The organism is Paenarthrobacter sp. YAF11_1, from assembly GCF_052113445.1.
In the GTDB taxonomy this organism is placed as follows: Bacteria; Actinomycetota; Actinomycetes; order Actinomycetales; family Micrococcaceae; genus Arthrobacter.
On sequence record NZ_JBFRDF010000009.1, the window covers coordinates 197,445 to 213,186 of the forward strand.

A 15,742-nucleotide genomic window follows, 5' to 3' on the forward strand; every position below is an offset into this window, starting at 1 on the left:
TTTGGGATCGGTGATCCGGGCCGGTGAGGACGCGGCCCGTGATGTCTTCGAGCAACGCTAACCAAACTTTGACCATATTGGAATACTTTCAAACAGATTTCTTTACCAAAGTGGAAAAGAAACTTGGTAGCCTCATCCCAAGGAGGTCGTCACATGAACCAGGAAACCCGCGAGCAACCGGCCCGCGCACCGGGCCGAACAGGAAAGCGCGCCCCCTATGCCAACGGCGCCAGGAAACGCGCCGAACTGGTGGAGGCCGCCTTCGTCGTCTTCGCCGAAAAGGGGTACCTGGGTTTGTCCATCCGGCAGATAGCCGAGGCTGTCGGCACAAGCCACACCGCCCTCCTCCATCATTTCGGGAGCAAAGAAGCGCTGCTGGAGGCGGTATTGGTCCTCCGCGAAGAGCGTGAGGGCCCCTGGCGCCGGGAGCTCATCAGCCAGAAGGGCCTGCTGGAAACCGTTCCTGCCGTCATGCGCCACAACGCGGGAATCCGCGGCGTCATCCACCTAGACGCCACCCTCCGGGCCGAAGCCATCAGCCCGGACCATCCGGCCCACGATTTCCTCCTCCGGAGGAATCAGGATTTTGTGGATTCAGTTCAATCCGAGCTGGAACGCGAACTCGCCGCCGGACGCCTGAGGGACGGCTTCCCGCCGTCGGTCCTCGCCCGCCACATCACCGCATTGGTGGACGGCATCCAGCTTAGCTGGCTTTACGACGAATCAGTAGACATGGCCGAACATCTCCAGGCCTTCATGGACCTGATCAAGAAGAACTGATCCGGGCCGCTCAAGCAGTAGTGCAACAGGGCTCCCAGGAGGACAATGCGGATCATGGCTGACGAAATCCTGGATGAACAGCGCACCAACGAGAACGTGGTCAAGCGGCTGATCGACTGCATCAACGATCGGCATATCGAGGTCATGGATGAGCTGTTCCATGACGACGCCGTGATGCATTGGCCCCAGTCCGGGGAAGTGGTGCGCGGGGCGGAAAACCGCAGGGCCATCTACAGTGCTTTCCCGCAACTCCCCACCATTAGTCCGCGCCGCCTCCTGAGCGGCGGCAACCTGGTGACGGCCGAGGCCCTGCTGGACTATGGCGGAACCGCGTATCAGACGGTGTTCATCTTCGAATTCCGTGGCGGCAGGATTATCAAGGAAACCGCCTACTGGAGCGAAGCCTTCCAAGCTCCCGAGTGGCGCGCGCAATGGGTTGAGGTCACTACGGCTTAGTCAGGCTCATTGTCGCCCGAAATCTGAACTACTCGGCTGGAGGCCGGCGTCGTTGCTGCTTGGTGGCGGACCTGAGTTCCTTGGCCGCGCGGTGCCGGCGGGCCGAGCCGCGGGTGGGTTTGGAGCGGCGGCGAATGACTTCGGGAACAAGGCCCGCCCTGACGATGTCAGCGAGTTTGGCCAGGGCGATCTCGCGGTTGCGCAGCTGTGACCGCTCCTCGGAGGCCGTCACTGTGATGACGCCGTCAACAAGCTTCGGCCCCAGTCGCCTGAGCAGCAGCTGGAGCTGCCCATCCGTCAGGGCCGCAGTCTTGGCAACGTTCCACATCAATTCGGCCCGGCTGTCGGTGGTGTTGACGTGCTGGCCACCGGGTCCCGACGACCGCGAAAACCGCCAGGACAGCTCCGAGGCGGGAACAGTCACTGTGGGGGAGATGTCCAGGTCCATGTCTCAAGCCTTGCACGTCCCGAGCCGTCCCGAGGCGGCGTGTGGGAGACATCCTCTGACACGGTTTTAGAAATTAGGTAAGCCTAAGCTAATCTTTCGTTTTGTGATTGAACTGAGTGAGCTCTCCGGGCTTGAAGCCACAGACCTGGTCCTCCGCTATGGGGAGAAGGACGTGGTGCACGGTGCCGGACTCCGCCTGGAGCCGGGCCGCATCGTGGCTTTGGTAGGTCCGAACGGCAGCGGCAAATCCACGCTGCTCCGTGCGCTCGCCCGTCTGCATGAGGCCTCCTCAGGATCTATCAAGGTCCGGCCTGGAGGTGGAGAAGCATCGGATGCGCTGATGATGAAGCGCAGCGACTTCGCCCGCCACGTAACGTTGTTGTCGCAGAGCCGGCCCGTGCCGCACGGACTGAGCGTTCGTGACGTCGTGGAGTTCGGTCGCCATCCGTACCGCGGACGGTGGCGTGCTGCCGATCCCGAGGGACCCTCCGCTGTTCACCGCGCCATGGAACTGACAGGCGTCGCTGAACTTGCCGATCGTGGTGTCCAGGAACTCTCCGGCGGACAACTGCAACGGGTGTGGCTGGCAAGCTGCCTGGCCCAGGATACGTCGGTGTTGCTCCTGGATGAACCAACCAACCACCTGGACCTCCGGTACAAAGTGGAGATCTTTGACCTGGTGTACGACCTCGCCCGCGTCCACGGTGTGGCGATCGGCGTGGTCCTGCACGACCTCGATGAAGCGGCCGCGCTGGCCGACCACGTGGTGGTTCTCTCGGAGGGCAGGATTGCAGCAGCGGGTCCAGCCCACGAAGCCCTCGACGCAGCGCTGTTGAGCGAAGTCTATTCAATCCCCATCGTGACCCACACTGATCCGTTGACCGGCCGGCTGCGCACCCGCGCGGTGGGCCGGCACAACGACAGCTGAAGACCTCCAACCAAACGTAAGCACCCCAACACGAAAGGGACCCCCGTGTCCATGAAGATCCACAAGGCCCTGGCCGCCACCGCTGCCTTGGCAGTCCTGCTCACCGGCTGCGGCACTACCGAAGGTCCCGCCAGCCAGGCGTCCAGCACCGCCGCGGCCGGCGAGCCCATCACCGTAACTGACGCCCGCGGCACCGAAGTCAAGCTGGACGGCCCAGCCAAGCGCGTGGTGGGCACCGAGTGGAACGTGGTGGAGAACCTGACCACCCTCGGCGTCATGCCCGTAGGCGTTGCAGACGTCAAGGGCTACAGCGCCTGGGTTACCGCCGGCAAGCTGGACAGCACCCCCACGGATATCGGAACGCGCAACGAGCCCAGCTTCGACACCATTGCGTCCCTCGATCCTGACCTGATCGTTGCGACCACCGATCTGGCGGAACCAGTCATCAAGCAGCTCGAAGAGTTGGCTCCCGTTGTTGTGGTGAAGTCCGCCGATGGCAGCCGACAAATTGCGCAGGCTGAAGACAACTTGAAGCTGGTAGCCAAGGCAACCGGCACGGAGAAGAAGGCTGAGGAGGCCATCGCCGCGTTCGATGCCGCTGTCACCAAGGGCAAAGCTGATCTTGAGAAGGCCGGCCTCAACGGTTCCCGCGTGGCGTTCGCCGATGGCTGGGTTGCTGACGGCAAGGTTTCCATCCGTCCCTACACCAAGGGATCCCTGCTGGCTGACATCAACACCGAACTCGGGCTCGTCGACCCCTGGACTGTTGAAGGCGACCCCGCCTACGGCTTGGGCTCCACGGACGTCGAAGGCCTGACCGCCGTCAATGCCGACCACTTTGTGTACATCACCAACAGTGCTGACGGTGACTTCACCGAGCAGCTGACCGACAACGCCGTGTGGAAGTCACTTCCGTTCGTAACCTCCGGCAAAGTGCACCGCCTTTCCGACGGCATCTGGATGTTCGGTGGCCCTGCCTCGATGACCCAGTATGTCGACGCGATCGTCGCGTCCCTCACCAAGTAATCCCACCTCATGACCGACACTGTGAAGAGGCCCGCCATGACCGTACCCACGGCCGTGGCGGGTGCTCCCGTCCCCGCACCGTCCACCGGACACGGCGCACGCAAAGGCGTCCAGCGTCTTTCCGGCCCGGTCCTTGTGGCTGCGGCCGGGATGGTTGTCCTGGTTCTGTTTTCAGCGATCCACCTCACGCAAGGAACGGCCGACGTCGGTCCGTTGCAGTTGTTGGGTCTGGTCACCGGAAGCGGAACAGACCAGGAAACCGCAGTGTTGGTCGCCTCGCGCGTACCGCGGCTTTTCGCCGGCCTGTTGGTCGGCGTCTCGTTGGGGGTGGCCGGTGCAGCATTGCAGTCGGCCACCCGCAACGTTCTTGCTTCCCCCGACACTCTGGCCGTCAACGCCGGCGCCCACTTTGCCATCGTGGCAGTGGCCGCCTTCGGGCTGACGCTGCCGGCGCTGCTGTCCGGTGGTATTGCCTTCATCGGCGGACTTGCTGCAGCGATGCTGGTTCTGGCGTTGTCCGGTGGGGGAGCCAACGGCAACGGCGGTCCCATCCGTTTGGTGTTGGCCGGCACGGCCCTGGCCCTCGGCCTGCATTCGGCCACCAGCGCGCTGTTGCTGTTGTTCAGCCAGGAAACCACCGGACTCTACGCTTGGGGGCAGGGCAGCCTTGCCCAGTCACGCACCGATGAACTGATCCAGTTCACACCGGTCATTCTTCTGGCCATTGCAGGCTTGTTCCTCCTCGCCCGCAGGATGGATCTACTCGGCCTGGGCGACGACGCCTCCCGGCTGGCAGGTGCGGATCCGCGCCTGGCCCGGGTCGGCGCCGTCGTACTTGCCGTCGTCCTGTCCGCAGCGGCCGTCACCATCGCCGGGCCGATTGGGTTCGTGGGTCTGTGCGCCCCGGCCATTGTTCGGCTGCTGGCCTCGCGGCTCCGCGGGCTTGGCCGGCACCGGGCGTTGCTGCCCATCTCCGGGTTGGCCGGTGCCGTGGTGGTCATCGGGGCTGACGTGCTGGTCCGTGGCCTCTTCGGTGCCCAAGCCGGCGTCGAAGTCCCCACCGGTGCAGTCACCACGGTCTTCGGCGCCGTCTTCCTGGTGGTCCTGGCCATGCGGATGTCCGATGCCGGGTTGAGTGTTGCAGGCGACGCCTTGGCGCGGCTGCGTTCACGCCGGTTCTTCCTCACGGTATTGATCGGGCTTCTGGTGGTGCTCGCTGGCTTGCTGGTGGCGGGAGCCCTGCTGGGTGATGCGAAACTCCTGCTCGGTGATCTGGTCAATTGGCTCACGGGCCAGTCCGGAAACCGTGTCAGTGCCGTGTTGGGTACGCGCATGCCCCGGGTCCTGGCAGCGGTTCTTGCAGGAGCTGCCCTGGCTCTTGCCGGTGCGCTCATCCAGGCAGTCTCCCGGAACTCCTTGGCTGAGCCCGGAATCCTGGGCGTCTCCGGCGGTGGCGGGCTGGCGGCAATCATCGTCATCACCACCGTCCCCACCGCAGGATCCTGGATCATCACCGGCTCCGCGCTGGGGGGCGCGGCGTTGTCGGCATTGCTGGTCTTTGGCCTCGCCTTCCGCGGCGGGCTGCAGCAGAACCGCCTGGTATTGATAGGCATCGGTGTCTCCGCGGGATTGGCCGCAATGATTACAGTCCTCTTGGTGAGTACGGACCCGTCCAACCAGACGAAGGCGCTGACGTGGTTGTCCGGCTCCACGTATGGCCGTAATTTCGCGTCGGTCCTGCCGCCGCTCCTTGCGTTGCTGGTCTCGCTTCCCGTGCTGGCAGGAATGCGACGGGACCTGGACCTCATTGCGGTGGATGATGATTCTCCCCGTGTGCTGGGCATCGGGCTCTCCGGATCACGCCTCCTCCTGCTCTCCATCGCGGTGCTCTTGACTGCGGGGGCTGTTTCATCGGTGGGCGTGATCGCGTTCGTCGGCCTGGTGGCGCCACACGCCGCCCGAACCTTGGTGGGGGCCCGGCACTCCCGCGTCCTTCCGGTGGCCGCCCTCATTGGCGCCGGCACGGTGGTGTTCGCAGACGTGATTGGCAGGACGGTCATTGCTCCCGCGCAGATTCCGGCGGGCATCATGACGGCTCTGGTGGGAGCGCCATACTTCGTCTATCTTTTGTGGCGCTCCCGGGTGGACCGCAACGTCTGACCTCCTTCTTCATGACCTCCCGGACACCGGCCCGCAGCACATAGGATCGACTCTATGGCCGGTACTGTGGACGTTCTTGGCCCCATTCTGGAAATGATGACCTGGGTGGGGTTTGTCCCGGGCGTGACTTTGTTGATCAGTGCCTGGATCATCGCCAAGCGCCGATGCGTTTGGGTGACCGCGGACGGTGAACGCTTCTCCGCCGGGGGATTCATGGGCCTCCACTGGGTTGACCAGTCAGATGAGGAACGAAAAGTTCTGCTGGATGTCCCTGCCGGCGCCGGAGGCCATGAGCCCCAGGCGGTGGTGGTCCATTACGACGTCTGCCACCCTTCGCGCTGCGCACTTGAACCACCGCGGCACGACCACACTGTGCTGATTGTCGGTTGGATCCTCACTGGAGTCGGCATCTTGAGTACTCTTGGCGGATTTGCCCTCCTGGTGCTTTAGCCCCGAACCCTTGAATGGCTCTCCCCTCCGGGGCTAGCATGGCCCGCACGGTAAATCCGAGGAGGCAGCTCATGAGCCAGTCAACCGCAAGCGAGTCATCGGCGACCCTGATGGTGGACCTGATTATCTCCCTGGACGGCTACGCCTCCGCGGAGGGGTGGCCAGGCTGGTGGGGCCTTGAGGGCCCTGAGTACTTGGCGTGGCTGGAGGAGGAAGGCAAGAAGGACTTCACCATGCTGATGGGCGCCAACACCTATCGGGTGATGTCCAGCATGTCCGAGCAGGCGTCGGGGGATGGATCCGGATTTTCCGACGAGGAAGGCGCCAGTTTGTCAGGTCTGGCGGCCATGCCCAAAGTCATCTTCTCCTCCACCCTCAAAGCGCCCTTGGCCTGGCCCAATTCGGAGTTGGTGTCCGGCGATGCCGTAGAAGCGGTGAAGGAAATGAAGCGGACGCGCACGGGCACGCTGAGTACCCTCGGCAGTCTGAGCCTGTGCCGTTCATTGCTGACGGCCGGTTTGGTGGACAGGTATCGGCTGGTGGTGTTCCCCGTCATTACCGGAAAGACCGGACGTGAACGGATTTACGATGGCTACCCCGACGTCGCACTTGAGATGGGTGGACAGCCGGACCTTTGATGGGCGCTCCCAGTTGCTGGAGTACATCCCCAGCATCATCGACGGACCGCCGGGAAGCCGACAGCCATGAGCCGGCCGCTGGAAACGATCGTCCAGCAAGTGCATCTGCCTGCGGGAATGGCAGGACCGGACAAGCTCAGCTTTGACGTACGCTGCTTCGTGCTTCCCGTCGCTGAAGGGATTGTGCTGATTGATGCGGGCCTGGCCGGCAGTATGGTCGACATCGAACGGGGGCTGGACCGGGTTGGCGCGGGCTGGGGTGACGTCTCGGACGTTGTGCTCACGCATTCGCATCCGGATCACGTTGGCGGGTTGGAGGACGTCCTGTCCAGGACGACGGGTGCTGCGGTGTGGGCCGGCGATGGCGAGTCCGATGCCGTGGTCCCGGGTGGACTGATGCAGCGAGCCTCCGAGGGTCAGCAGATCCGCGGGTTGCGGGTTATCCGGACACCCGGGCATACCGAAGGCCACATCAGTTTGCTGCTGGAAGATAAGGGCCTGATGTTCGTGGGCGACACCGTGGGTGTCATGGACGGGACCATGGTGCGACCACCCGCGCCTTTCACAGCTGATCCAGCGGAGGCCGAACGTTCGCTCTGGAAGATCGCCCATATGGCTCCGGACAGGATGGTGTTTTCCCACGGTGCCGAACTCCCGGACGCGGTTTCCCGGCTGCTTGCGTTGCTGGAGGAGCCCTCAGCCGCTTCGTAGCGGCCGAGGGATTCGGTGGGGAGACAGGATTTTCACCGTTGTTGCTGGGCACGATCGCCGAAGAAGGGCGCCAGGCAGTCCGCGTAGTGGTCCAGTGCTTCGGAAAAGGTAAGGAGTCGGACGGTGTCCGGCCGGGCAGTTTCCGAGGCGTCGGCGTGCGCTTCATCAACAAGGCACAGCACCGGTTCTGCGCTGAATCCGTTCGCGGTTAAGGTGGCAATTCCCCAAGGATGGGCGGGATCGGCAACCGAAATGCCGGCGGAGTCAAACGTGTCCCTGAGGACATTGCCCGTCACGGTCCGCCATGACTGGAGGTACGGCGGTCTCAGTTGTTCGATGAGGTCTTCGTCGCCGGCAGCATACGCTGAACGCAGTGCCGTGGTGAGACCGTCCCATTCCTGGGCATCGCGGACCATGAGGTGCGCGGCCCGCAAGTGGCCAAGTGTTTCGTCCAACGTCATGGCAGTCCCCAAACTTCCCGTCGTGTGCTGCCCCTTGGAGGCATGCCTGACCGCCGTCGGCCGTCATCATCAAGAAGAACGGACAACAGGCCGCCATGATTCCCGGCAGGCGGAGTGCCGTGCATTCCTGGCCTTTTATCGACATTCCTCGGCCTCCTAGTAAATCAGTAGTCTTACTATTAGGCTGTCCGTTTGGGGAAAGTCCCCGGCACGGAGAAGAGCGAGGCGAGGCATGACTGAAGAGCAGGGCATCAAGAAGGTCACGGGCATCATCAACGACTCCAGGATCGGAATGCTGACCACCATCAACCAAGAAGGCGCGCTGGTCAGCCGTCCGCTCGCCGTTCAGGACGTCGAGGACGACGGCGACATGTGGTTCTTTACGGGACTGGACACCTCGCAGGTGGCGCATGTGCGGCAGGATCCCAGGGTCAACGTTTCCTTTGGCAAGAACACCGAGTGGGTTTCGGTGGCTGGTATCGCCGAAGTGGTCACTGATCGCCAGAAGATCCGGGACATGTGGAACCAGGTGGTGGAAGCCTGGTATCCGGATGGGCCGGATACTCCGGAGGTATGCCTGCTCCACGTCGATTCGGACTCGGCAGAGTATTGGACCAGTCCGGGCGGAACAGCCGCTACGGTGCTTCAGTGGGTTAAGTCCAAGGTCACCAACTCCCGGTTCAGTGTGGGCGAGAGCGGAACAGTGGAACTCTGAACCTCCGTGGTGGACGCAGAGCGGTTCAGGGTCCTCCTTGAGGAGGAGCGGGACCTCAAACTAGGGCTGGTGAAGGCGCTGCGGAGCGACATCACCTCGGTGAGCCTTGCACGTCAAGACTCCAATGTGGACGACGAACATGATCCCGAGGGCAGCACCATAGCGTTCGAACTCTCGCAGGCAGAAGCCCTCCTGGATCAAAGCCGTGCCGGCCTGGAGGCGATCAACGCTGCTTTGGGGCGCATTGCCCAAGGCAGCTACGGAACGTGCCAGGTCTGCGGAGCGGCCATTCCGGAGGACAGGCTTGAGGCACGGCCGTGGACGCCCTTCTGCGTGGAACACGCCTCCGGCCGGCGACGGTGAGCTACCCGGACATGCCCGGCGAGACGGGAATGAACTCGATGGTTTGCTGGACCTTCTTCCGGGGGCCGCGGTTGAATCCCTTGGCGTCAAGGTGGTTGCCGGCGCGATACGCGGCCAGCGCTTCGTCGTAGATGTCGTTGAGCCTTTGCCCGGTAAAGACTTCCTGGGTTCCGTCAGTGAAGAGTATGGATACTGAGGCACCGCCTGGGAAGTGCCTCTTCATCCGAACGAAGCCTTCAGGGTCCTGCTGCAGGGAGATCAAAGGTGGACCGCGCTTTCTTTAGTGGTTAGTGACAGTTTCCCCCATTTTTCGGCTGCTGAGGTCCTTGGTGCCTGGCCGGCAGCGGGCAGGAACCCTGGTGACGGCTTCGCGCCGTTCACCGACGGTGTTCAGAATCGAGCCGATACCGCCCACTTTCATGCGCACGGAATCGCCGGTCTTCAAGGGCGGGGGAGTCTTGGCGCCGTTCCGGCCCCATAGCTCGGCCAGGCAGCCGCTGCCACAGGTTCCTGAACCCAGGACATCGCCTGGGCGGACCACTGAGTCCTGGGAGGCGTAGGCCACCAACTCTGCGAAGGGCCACCCCATGTTGGACAGGAGGTCCTGGCCAATAACGTCGCCATTGACCTCCACCGCCATGGTGAGGGGGAGGAATCCCTGGTCGTCGTGCAGGTGCTCGAACTCATCGGCGGTCACGATCCAGGGGCCGAGGGTGTTGGCGAAGTCCTTTCCCTTGCAGGGGCCAAGGCTGACCTTCATCTCCCGCCTTTGCAGGTCGCGCGCCGACCAATCGTTGAGAATCGTGTAGCCGAAGATGTGGCGGTGCGCGTCCGACCCGGACAGGTTCCTGCCCTCACTGCCTGGTACGTGTCCGACGACGACCGCGACTTCAGTCTCGAAGTCCAGCTCGCTGCACCCCGCAGGAATGCCGATCACCGCGCCGGTGCCGGTCACCGTATGAGGATTCGTGAAATAGAACGTCGGTGCTTCGTACCATTCGGCCACCACGCCCGCCACGCCATCGATGCTCTTGCGAACCCCCTCAACATGTTCCTCGAAAGCAACGAAATCCCTGATAGTGCCCGGCAACAGCGGTGCCAGCAACTGCACGTCCCGCAAGGCAACAGGACGCACGGTCCGTCGGGTTTCGGCGGCGATGGACAGCGTCTTCTCGAGCCCGGCTTCCAGCAGGTGTTGGACGGTGCGTCCCTCGGACAGGGCAAAGCAGTTGTCGTCGTCGACGAACCCTTCCCGAGTACCGCCGTCGTAGTTCCAGCGGGCGATCTTGACCATGGTTTCTTCCTTAGGCGGTGGGGCGGGCAGTGAGGGCTGCCGCGGAGGTGATACCGAGCCGGGCGGCATTGCCGGCAAGAATCCGGGAGGAATCGGCTTCGGAGAGCCCGGCAGCATGAACCTCATCAACAGGGTGGTCCGCGCCCATGTCAAAGGGGTAGTCAGAGCCGAGCATCACCTGGGAGGGCCCGGCCGCTTCGATGAGGGCCCTCAGTTCGCGGGGATTATGGACCAGCGAATCGAAGAAGATCCGCTGAAGATACGACGACGGCGGTTCGGCGCAGCGCCGCGCCTCGGGGCGAACTTTCCAGGCATGGTCTGAACGGCCGATCGTGGTGGGAAGGTAGCCCCCACCATGGGCGGCGAGGATCTGCAGGTCCGGGTACCGGTCCAGGACCCCGCTGAAGATGAGGTGGGAGAGGGCCACAGCATTCTCAGCCGGCTGGGAAACGGTGTTGGCCAGGTAGAACCGGTCAAGACGCTCGTCCAGGGAACAACCGAACGGATGCAGGAAAACCAGGGCACCCAGTTCCTCCGCCCGGCTCCAGAAGGGTTCCAACCGGGGATCGGACAGCTCCACGGTGGTCCGCTCCCCATCGCCGGGATCGCCGGGCGTGCCGGCGAACGAACCGATCTCCACGCCCGGCAGGCCGCACTCCTGGACGGCGTGCTCCAGCGCTTCGACCATGAGGTGGGGATGCTGCAAAGGCACCAGCCCCAATCCGTTCAACCGGTCTGGAGCCCTGTCGACGAGCTCCCGGACTGCCTCGTTCGCCTGCTTGGCCAATGTCAGCGCGAGCTCCGCACCGGCAAAGTAATAGAAGTGCGAAGGCGACGGGGAGACCAGTTGAACATCCACGCCCTGGGCATCCATGTCAGCCAAGCGTCGGTCCAGGTCCGTGAGCTGCTGCCACCGCTCCTTGATCATGACGCCCGAGGCGGCCATGGATTCGGGCCCGTTCCTCAGTACTTCCAAGGCCTGGAGCGCCGCGAATCCCTCCGGGTCACCTGCCGCCACTACTTGCTGGAGGGCCGGAATGAGGACATGGGCGTGGACATCGATGACGGGTTGATGGTCTGGGGCAGGGGTGTTCACGCGGGTTCCTTCAACATGGTGGACAGAGAATTCATGAGTCCGGGCACATCGGCGTCCCGGACGCCGTCCAGCATCCACTGGCCCAACTGCACGGACGCCTTAACCACGGCTGTGGCTCTCTCCAAGCGTCGATCCTCGAACTCTTTCCACAGGGTGTCAGTGAGGTGGTCAGCGGAGATCAGAAGTTCCGCGAGCACCGCGGCATCTTCCAGGGCCATGGCGGCCCCTTGGGCAACCGTAGGAGGGCAGCTGTGTGCGGCATCGCCGATGATGACGGTGCGGCCGCGATTCCAGGGGCCCTCCACCACATGCGAGGTGAACCACGTGTAGTTGATGCGCGCGCTGTGGTCCAGGTTGGTATGGATTTCCTTCCACGGACCACCGTAGGCTGCAGCAAGTTCTGCCATGACCCGGGGGCCGTCTTCGTGCCTGCGTTCCTGCGCCTTCTCCACGAGGTAGGCGTAAATGCTGTCCGGTCCGGTGGGGCAATAGCCGGCAATGAAGCAGGGGCCGCCGTAGGTGAGGTCGGTCCGGTCAACGTCGTCGGGCCGTTCGACGAATGCCCGCCAAATGCCCATGCCGGTGGGGTTGGGCTCGACGTCGATGCCGATCGCTTTACGGACTGCGGAATGGAGCCCGTCCGCGCCTATGAGGAGATCGTAGGAGGCACTGGAGCCATCGGCCGTGCGGACCGTGACGGTGCCGCCGTCGTCAGCGATGTCGGTAACTGTTTTGCCATAGCTGATCCGGGCGCCGGCCTGTTGGGCGCGGTCGCGGAGGATGGCAGTAAGCTCCGGCCGGTACATTCCGAGCGTTGCCGGAAGATCGTCGCCGCCGGTCCGGATGTCCTCCAGGACTGCGATGACTGTGCCGGCGGGGTCCGGGGCCCGCAGGCCAAGGGTGCTGAAGGCGTACCCTTGCGCCTGCACCCGATCCCAAACACCCAGGTCACGGAGGATTCGCAGGGCGTTGCCTTGAAGCGTGATCCCGGAACCCAGGGTTTGCGGCTCCGCGGCCTTCTCAAGGACCTCCACCTCGATGCCTGCGTCGGCCAAGAGGATGGCGGCAGTAAGCCCCGCGGCTCCCGCTCCAACGATTCCGACCCTCTGTACTGCTGCCATCTGAAGACTCCTTTGTGTCGACGGCGTTACTGCCTATTGTGCTGCGTGTGGTGGCGGACGGGGTGTCAGCGGACCGCGATGGGATTGACCGGCGACCCCACAGCCCCGGTGATGGGGAGTGGGGCCGCAGTGAGCATGAAGTCATACCTGCCATCGGCGGCGCACGCCTGAGCCAGTGCGTCAGGGTCCCACATTTCCCCCAGGAACAAACCAAGGTTGGGAATGGCGATCTGGTGCAAGGGCTGGAACGCGCCCTCAAACTCATTGGGCCTCACTTCGAAGCCCCAGGTATCTGTGGCGATTCCGGCGATTTCCGAGGTGTGCAGCCATTCGGCGGTGCTGAATGACATGCCGGGAGCGGACCCTCCTGCGTAGTCGCCCCACCCGTCGCGGCGGACCCGGGTGTACTGGCCTGTGCGGATCACCACGATGTCGCCACGGCGAACAGCGGAGGAGGGGCCTTGACGTTCGATGGTGCGTTCCAGGTGTTCCGGGGTAATCGCGAAACCGTCGGGCAGTTCGCCATCGGTGCGTCCCAGGTCCGGGCCGAGTGCGCGGCCGACGTCCAGCAGCACGCCGCGGGTGACGATCTTGGCTGCGGCGGTTTCGATTCCGGTGACGAGGTCGCCCTCGGAGGTGACTACATCCCCGGCTGCGCGGCCGTTCCAGGCTTTGCCACGATCAAAGATATGGCCCAGCCCGTCCCACTGGGTGGAACACTGCAACGGCATGGCGATCACGTCATCGGCGCCCCCGAAGCCGTGGGGGAACCCTTGGTTCCCCCGCTCGGCGTCCACGCCGGTATCCGTCATGGTGTGCACGGGATTTGTCCGGCGACGCCACCCCTTTTGCGGGCCGTTGGTGTCGAAGGGCTGCGACAGGGAGAACGCTTCGCCGGTGGTTACCAGCGATGCGGCCTCCACCCGCTTACCCGCATCAATGAAATTCAAGGTGCCGAGCACGTCGTCTTCGCCCCAGCGGCCCCAGTTGTTGTACTGCTTGGCGGCGGCCACGATGCTGGCCAGCGGGTCATTCCGCTGGATCAGGGCAACGTTAACGGCATCGGTGGTCACTGTTCGTCCTTGCAGTGGATGAGCTGGGTGCCGAGGCCGGTGATGGTGCCTTCCATGACGTCGCCGTCCTGCAGGAGCCGGCCCCAGTGCTGGCCATTACCGGCAGGGCTGCCGGTCAACACGAGGTCGCCTGGCTTCAGCGGCATTGTCTGGGAAGCTTCGCTCACCAGCTTGGCAACCCCGAAGATCATGTCCTGTGTGGACTCGTCCTGCATGGCCTTGCCGTTGAGCTTCAGTGTGACCTGGACGTCCTGCGGATCACCGAAGAACTTGGCCGGCACCAGGAGGGGCCCCGTCGGCAGGAAGCCAGGGGCGTTCTTGGCCCGATACCAGTCCGATCCAATCGCGGGCATGTCCTTGCGGAACACGTACTCGCGGGTGGTGATGTCGTTGACCATTGTGTACCCAAAAACATAGTCAAGGGCCTCTTCGGGGCTCACACGGAAGGCTTCTTTACCGATCACGGCCGCGAGCTCCAGTTCCCAGTCGTGGGACTTGCTGTAGGCCGGCAGGGTGAGGTCGTCCGTGGCTGAAGCGATGGCCGTGGGAAGTCCGATGAAGAAGTACGGTGTGCCCTGACCTGCGCGCTGGTCCATCATGGCAGCAGTCTTGGCCCGCACCTCTTCCGCATCCTGGCCCGCTTCGCGGTGCGCCACAGCAAGATCGATCACGTGCTTGCGGTAGTTGGCGCCGGTTTGCAGCACCTGAGCGGGTTCAACCGGGGCAAGGACCTCGACGGCGGACAGGGCCAGGCCCGCGTCCTCGCCGGCCGTGGCCGCGAGATCGTCCAGCTCGGTTTCGGTGGTTTCCCAGTGCAGGATGAGGGAGTTGACGTCCTCGTCCAGGGGGAGAACCCTTTCGCCTACCAGCAAGCCTGCCTTGGCCTTGGTGTCGCCGGGCTCCTGGAAGCGGATCAGGGAGTACGTTGCGTGTGCCATGTTCTCTAGCCCCGACCCTGCTTTGCGTAGGGGTTCAGGAGGGCTTCCTTCATTTCGGCGGAAGCCCCTTCCTCCGTTGCAGTGAAACCCTCAGCCGGTGGGAAGGATTCGGTCATGGAATGCGGCATGGCACCGTTCTTGTAGAAGTTATTGGAACCTTCGGACGGCTTCCACGTATTGGCATCCCAGTCCGGGACGTAGTTGCGGTAGCCGCCGGAGTTCAGCTCCACCCGCAGGCCTGACGGATCGCGGAAGTACAGGAAGTTCTGCTCGCCCACGCCATGGATGGACGGTCCGTATTCCATGGGGGTGCCGTTTTCCATCATCACGTCGGCGGTGCGGAGCAGGTCTTCGGTGGCGTCCACCCAGAAGGCGATGTGGTTGACACGGCCGGCGCGCTGGGAAGTGTCGAGGACGACGCCGAGGTCGTGGGACTTCTCGTTGGTGGTCAGTACGGAGAAGACCGTGATGGGTGCTTCATCCAGATCGACGAAGGCCATGACACGGAAGCCGAGGGCTTCGTTGTACCACTGGGCGAATCCCCGGACGTCGGAGGAGGCGACCGTGACGTGGTCCAGGAATCGGGGAGCGGCTGCGTGGCTGCTGCGACGCTCAGGGCGGTCGGGGTAGGTGGATTCGAAGCCGGGCTCGGCAACGAACTTCTCCACGTCATAGAACAGGCGCATGTGGTGGCCGTAGGGACCGGTGAACTCATAAGCCTTGCCAAAACCGTGTCCGCCAGCAGTCCACGTGCCCTGCACACCGGTTGTTTCAACACGGGCTGCGGCGGCTTCGAGTGCGGCCTGGGAGTTGGTGCGCCAGGCCATCCGGCCCAACGATGCTTCGGGTCCTTCGGTGATGACCAGGCTGTAGCGGTAGTAATCGCCCCAGCAGCGAAGGTAGACGTTGCCATCCACGCGGTCGATGATCCGCATGCCGAACTTTTCCTCGTAGAAACGGGCCGAGGCTTCGACGTCCGGAGTGGTGATCTCGAGGTGGGCAAGATGGGAGAGGGGAGTTTCCACGATGAATTCCTTCTATGTACTGATGGCTCGGACAGTTCTCTGCAGGTCCTGTAACCACC

18 protein-coding genes and 1 pseudogene are annotated in these 15,742 nt (G+C 63.6%); 10 read left to right on the plus strand and 9 right to left on the minus strand.

The features are described 5' to 3' along the window. Positions 1-153 precede the first annotated feature (153 nt). On the plus strand, positions 154-780 hold the full coding sequence (locus AB4Y77_RS15360) for a TetR/AcrR family transcriptional regulator (RefSeq protein WP_311212132.1): 627 nt from the start codon (positions 154-156) through the stop codon (positions 778-780). 54 nt (positions 781-834) lie between these two features. Continuing rightward, positions 835-1,236, plus strand: coding sequence for a nuclear transport factor 2 family protein (locus AB4Y77_RS15365; protein ID WP_311212131.1), 402 nt, complete (start codon positions 835-837; stop codon positions 1,234-1,236). Positions 1,237-1,264: 28 nt separating this feature from the next. On the opposite strand, the gene arfB is transcribed toward AB4Y77_RS15365, so the two are convergent. After that, on the minus strand, positions 1,265-1,684 hold the full coding sequence (gene arfB / locus AB4Y77_RS15370; RefSeq protein ID WP_311212130.1) for an alternative ribosome rescue aminoacyl-tRNA hydrolase ArfB: 420 nt from the start codon (positions 1,682-1,684) through the stop codon (positions 1,265-1,267). 103 nt (positions 1,685-1,787) lie between these two features. Here arfB and AB4Y77_RS15375 point away from each other — a divergent pair, with 103 nt between their 5' ends. The 6 genes and pseudogenes from AB4Y77_RS15375 to AB4Y77_RS15400 all read left to right on the plus strand — a co-directional run bounded on the left by AB4Y77_RS15375 (position 1,788) and on the right by AB4Y77_RS15400 (position 7,597). Continuing rightward, on the plus strand, positions 1,788-2,612 hold the full coding sequence (locus tag AB4Y77_RS15375; protein ID WP_442014523.1) for an ABC transporter ATP-binding protein: 825 nt from the start codon (positions 1,788-1,790) through the stop codon (positions 2,610-2,612). A gap of 45 nt (positions 2,613-2,657) precedes the next feature. Further along, positions 2,658-3,638: an ABC transporter substrate-binding protein gene (locus AB4Y77_RS15380; protein ID WP_442014524.1), complete on the plus strand. Its 981-nt coding sequence runs from the start codon at positions 2,658-2,660 to the stop codon at positions 3,636-3,638. Positions 3,639-3,647: 9 nt separating this feature from the next. Further along, the gene (locus AB4Y77_RS15385) at positions 3,648-5,798 is read left to right on the plus strand and encodes an iron ABC transporter permease (protein ID WP_442014525.1); all 2,151 of its coding nucleotides are present in this window, start codon (positions 3,648-3,650) and stop codon (positions 5,796-5,798) included. Positions 5,799-5,852: 54 nt separating this feature from the next. Continuing rightward, complete coding sequence (locus tag AB4Y77_RS15390) at positions 5,853-6,248, plus strand: hypothetical protein (RefSeq protein ID WP_442014526.1); 396 nt, start codon at positions 5,853-5,855, stop codon at positions 6,246-6,248. 71 nt (positions 6,249-6,319) lie between these two features. After that, positions 6,320-6,956, plus strand: a pseudogene (locus AB4Y77_RS15395) (dihydrofolate reductase family protein). Further along, positions 6,953-7,597 carry an MBL fold metallo-hydrolase gene (locus tag AB4Y77_RS15400; protein ID WP_442014527.1) on the plus strand — a complete coding sequence of 215 codons (645 nt, stop codon included), beginning with the start codon at positions 6,953-6,955 and terminating at the stop codon, positions 7,595-7,597. Before AB4Y77_RS15395 ends, AB4Y77_RS15400 begins: the two are co-directional and overlap by 4 nt. Positions 7,598-7,629: 32 nt before the next feature. Here the strand turns inward: AB4Y77_RS15400 and AB4Y77_RS15405 are convergent, their stop codons facing one another. After that, on the minus strand, positions 7,630-8,058 hold the full coding sequence (locus AB4Y77_RS15405; protein ID WP_442014528.1) for a hypothetical protein: 429 nt from the start codon (positions 8,056-8,058) through the stop codon (positions 7,630-7,632). Positions 8,059-8,290: 232 nt separating this feature from the next. On the opposite strand from AB4Y77_RS15405, the gene AB4Y77_RS15410 reads away from it, so the two are divergent. Both AB4Y77_RS15410 and AB4Y77_RS15415 read left to right on the plus strand, forming a co-directional pair. Further along, complete coding sequence (locus AB4Y77_RS15410; protein WP_311212122.1) at positions 8,291-8,773, plus strand: pyridoxamine 5'-phosphate oxidase family protein; 483 nt, start codon at positions 8,291-8,293, stop codon at positions 8,771-8,773. 6 nt (positions 8,774-8,779) lie between these two features. After that, positions 8,780-9,136, plus strand: coding sequence for a TraR/DksA family transcriptional regulator (locus AB4Y77_RS15415; protein ID WP_442014529.1), 357 nt, complete (start codon positions 8,780-8,782; stop codon positions 9,134-9,136). Position 9,137: 1 nt separating this feature from the next. Here the strand turns inward: AB4Y77_RS15415 and AB4Y77_RS15420 are convergent, their stop codons facing one another. From AB4Y77_RS15420 to AB4Y77_RS15450, 7 genes are all read right to left on the minus strand, one after another. Then, positions 9,138-9,398, minus strand: a complete 261-nt coding sequence (locus tag AB4Y77_RS15420; protein ID WP_311212120.1) for a hypothetical protein — start codon at positions 9,396-9,398, stop codon at positions 9,138-9,140. An 18-nt stretch (positions 9,399-9,416) separates the two neighbouring features. Then, positions 9,417-10,430 (minus strand): fumarylacetoacetate hydrolase family protein, encoded by a 1,014-nt coding sequence (locus AB4Y77_RS15425; protein WP_442014530.1) that lies wholly within the window; start codon positions 10,428-10,430, stop codon positions 9,417-9,419. A gap of 10 nt (positions 10,431-10,440) precedes the next feature. After that, positions 10,441-11,526, minus strand: coding sequence for an amidohydrolase family protein (locus AB4Y77_RS15430; RefSeq protein WP_442014531.1), 1,086 nt, complete (start codon positions 11,524-11,526; stop codon positions 10,441-10,443). Continuing rightward, complete coding sequence (locus AB4Y77_RS15435; protein ID WP_442014532.1) at positions 11,523-12,647, minus strand: FAD-dependent monooxygenase; 1,125 nt, start codon at positions 12,645-12,647, stop codon at positions 11,523-11,525. Before AB4Y77_RS15435 ends, AB4Y77_RS15430 begins: the two co-directional genes overlap by 4 nt. Before the next feature lie 65 nt (positions 12,648-12,712). Further along, entirely contained in the window at positions 12,713-13,720 is a 1,008-nt protein-coding gene (locus AB4Y77_RS15440; RefSeq protein ID WP_442014533.1) for a cyclase family protein, read from the minus strand. Further along, a complete protein-coding gene (locus AB4Y77_RS15445; protein WP_311212115.1) occupies positions 13,717-14,658 on the minus strand; it encodes a fumarylacetoacetate hydrolase family protein in 942 nt (313 codons plus the stop codon). Before AB4Y77_RS15445 ends, AB4Y77_RS15440 begins: the two co-directional genes overlap by 4 nt. A 5-nt stretch (positions 14,659-14,663) precedes the next feature. Further along, positions 14,664-15,683, minus strand: a complete 1,020-nt coding sequence (locus AB4Y77_RS15450) for a VOC family protein (RefSeq protein WP_311212114.1) — start codon at positions 15,681-15,683, stop codon at positions 14,664-14,666. Between the last annotated feature and the right edge of the window lie 59 nt (positions 15,684-15,742).

What these genes read in the sequence shown, in the direction of transcription:
- AB4Y77_RS15360 (WP_311212132.1), top strand. Translation starts at nt 154, where the DNA reads ATGAACCAGGAAACCCGCGAGCAACCGGCCCGCGCACCGGGCCGAACA.
- AB4Y77_RS15365 (WP_311212131.1), top strand. Translation starts at nt 835, where the DNA reads ATGGCTGACGAAATCCTGGATGAACAGCGCACCAACGAGAACGTGGTC.
- arfB (WP_311212130.1), bottom strand. Translation starts at nt 1,684, where the DNA reads ATGGACCTGGACATCTCCCCCACAGTGACTGTTCCCGCCTCGGAGCTG.
- AB4Y77_RS15385 (WP_442014525.1), top strand. Translation starts at nt 3,648, where the DNA reads ATGACCGACACTGTGAAGAGGCCCGCCATGACCGTACCCACGGCCGTG.
- AB4Y77_RS15390 (WP_442014526.1), top strand. Translation starts at nt 5,853, where the DNA reads ATGGCCGGTACTGTGGACGTTCTTGGCCCCATTCTGGAAATGATGACC.
- AB4Y77_RS15400 (WP_442014527.1), top strand. Translation starts at nt 6,953, where the DNA reads ATGAGCCGGCCGCTGGAAACGATCGTCCAGCAAGTGCATCTGCCTGCG.
- AB4Y77_RS15405 (WP_442014528.1), bottom strand. Translation starts at nt 8,058, where the DNA reads ATGACGTTGGACGAAACACTTGGCCACTTGCGGGCCGCGCACCTCATG.
- AB4Y77_RS15410 (WP_311212122.1), top strand. Translation starts at nt 8,291, where the DNA reads ATGACTGAAGAGCAGGGCATCAAGAAGGTCACGGGCATCATCAACGAC.
- AB4Y77_RS15425 (WP_442014530.1), bottom strand. Translation starts at nt 10,430, where the DNA reads ATGGTCAAGATCGCCCGCTGGAACTACGACGGCGGTACTCGGGAAGGG.
- AB4Y77_RS15435 (WP_442014532.1), bottom strand. Translation starts at nt 12,647, where the DNA reads ATGGCAGCAGTACAGAGGGTCGGAATCGTTGGAGCGGGAGCCGCGGGG.
- AB4Y77_RS15445 (WP_311212115.1), bottom strand. Translation starts at nt 14,658, where the DNA reads ATGGCACACGCAACGTACTCCCTGATCCGCTTCCAGGAGCCCGGCGAC.